The sequence below is a fragment of the Treponema socranskii subsp. socranskii VPI DR56BR1116 = ATCC 35536 genome, assembly GCF_000468115.1.
In the GTDB taxonomy this organism is placed as follows: Bacteria; Spirochaetota; Spirochaetia; order Treponematales; family Treponemataceae; genus Treponema_D; species Treponema_D socranskii.
Window position 1 is genome coordinate 1 of the sequence record NZ_AVQI01000073.1, and the last position, 2164, is coordinate 2164.

Consider the following 2164-nt stretch of genomic DNA (forward strand, 5'->3'; position numbering starts at 1 on the left):
TCGGCGATTATGTTTTGCCATAAGACCTCCTGCAAAGAGCATCCGAATAGTCTTTCGAAAATGACGGTACGGCTGTAAAGGCTCTACGTATACAGTCAACCGATTCTTTCCGTGTTCTTTCCGAGCTTCATTCGGGAATATCCGTCGTTTCGGTTTCGTTTTGTTCTTCACGTACGAGCTTTTGTGCTCTCGTGATGTAGTGGCTTACTTGCCGTTCGCAGATGCCGAGTATGTTTGCAATCATTTTATTTGTCGGGCAGACGCGCCAGCGGCTTTGCCGGAGTTCTTTGTTTTTGTGTTCCCAGCTTTCCGTTTGCTTGCGGTATTTTTTCAAAAGCCTTTCCATATCGGTTTTTTCTTTGTCGCACATTTTCATCTGTATATAGTATTTTCGGTGAAAGTAATATGCATTGTCCCGCCGCCTGATAATCGTGTTGCGTCGTTCGATCCGCGAATACAAAAGTGAATTGAGTTCGGCGATGAGGCGCTGCAGTTCCGCGCTTTGCAGTTTACAATACGAACACACGTCGTCGACGGAAGACGCGGAAATGTAGTAGCTCGATTTCAGCGCGAGGATGAGCGCGGTTTTCGCATCGCTTGCGTTTTTCGGTTTGCATCTTCGTGTGAGCGTTTTCCAGATTTTCGTGTTAGAAACAGGTGCGTAGCTTACGGCCTTTTCCGCAACGGTAAGTACCGTATCGTTTTGCAAACGCTCGACAGCTTCGGAGTACGAAAACGATTTTATAGTGTTGTCCGCAATAAATCGTCGTAGTTCGTCGCGTTTTCGCGTCAAAATCAACCCCTGTACGAAAGCGTAGAGGTAAGAACGGAACGCGCCGCAGTTTTCATCGAATCGTTCGAAAATCTGTCCGCCTTTTTGCAAAAAAGTCAAAATGATTTCGCTTTTAAAATCTTCGTCGAATCCCATAAGGCCGAAACGGTAGGGTTCGCGGTGTATATTTTCTGCGATATGCTTGACGGCTTCCGTTCGAGAAATCATTCCCGCTTTGACGAGGTTCGGCAATTCATCGATTTTTTTTATATCCATATTTGCTGTCTCCTTTCCATTTGGATACTGTTAGAGACAGCAATATTTATGCCAAAATCTGCGGCGGGTCGATGTTTTTATGCGGTGCAAAAAAAACACCGACCGGATATCGATCGGTGTTTCGAGTAAAAGCACTGCGGAGATAAGTTTATTTGTATTTGTAAAAACCTTCGCCCGCGTTGATACCCGTTTTACCTTCGTCGATGTAACCTTTCAGGATTTTCGCGATGCGCCCGTGGAGAGAAGCCGGATCGGAAGAGTCGGGACGGTTCATCGTAATGTTGTACGCCGTTTCCAAACCGACGATATCGAGGATTTGGAAGGGGCCGAGCGGACTTCCCGTGCCGAGCTTCCATGCCAAATCGATGGTTTTTACATCTCCGACTTCGTTTGCGAGCAGGGCTTCGCCGGCCGTTAAAAAGGGGATGAGCATGGAATTGAGGAGATAGCCGGGCTGCTCTTTTAGAACTTTGAGCGGTATCATGCCGATGTCGTTGGCAAAGGCGACGACCGCATCGAATGCGGCAGGATCGGTTCCGTCGTGTCCCATGATTTCGGTCATATTGTTGCGCCAGATATTGTTTGCAAAGTGGATGGCCAAATAGCGTTTCGGATTTTTGACGTGATCGCGGAACATGCTCGGTACCATAGAAGACGAGTTTGTCGCGACAATGGTTTTATCTTCAAGGACGGCCGAAAGGGCGTCGTAAAATTCTTTTTTCGCTTGGGGATTTTCAGCCATGCTTTCGATGACGATATCGGCGTCTTTGACTGCCGAAGCAAGGTCGGTTGTGAGCTTTAGGTTTTTATACGCCGTTTCGACATTTTTTTTGAGGCGGACGATTTTTTCGGCGCTTATATGCTCGCTGTCGTCTATGAGGCCTCTTGAAAAGATCGCTCCCTTTGTGCCGATTTTCGTTTCGGCATCGGTCAATTCGGCAAGGTATATTCCGTGCAGCCTGTCGATTTTCGGCTGAGACCGTCCGATCGACGCGTCGGAACGCAGCCATATCGTAACATCGAATCCCCTGTATGCCGCTTGAAATGCGATTTGACTTCCCAATACGCCGCCGCCCGCTACAACAACCTTTGTAATGCTCATATATATACTCCCAT

2 protein-coding genes are annotated in these 2164 nt (G+C 47.6%); both read right to left on the reverse strand.

Annotation, left to right across the window (positions count from 1 at the left end):
• Positions 1-127: 127 nt before the first annotated feature.
• Positions 128-1048, reverse strand: coding sequence for a helix-turn-helix domain-containing protein (locus tag HMPREF0860_RS10145; RefSeq protein WP_021331183.1), 921 nt, complete (start codon positions 1046-1048; stop codon positions 128-130).
• 148 nt (positions 1049-1196) lie between these two features.
• A partial coding sequence (locus tag HMPREF0860_RS10150; protein WP_052037685.1) for a 3-hydroxyacyl-CoA dehydrogenase occupies positions 1197-2164 on the reverse strand: 968 nt, incomplete at its 5' end.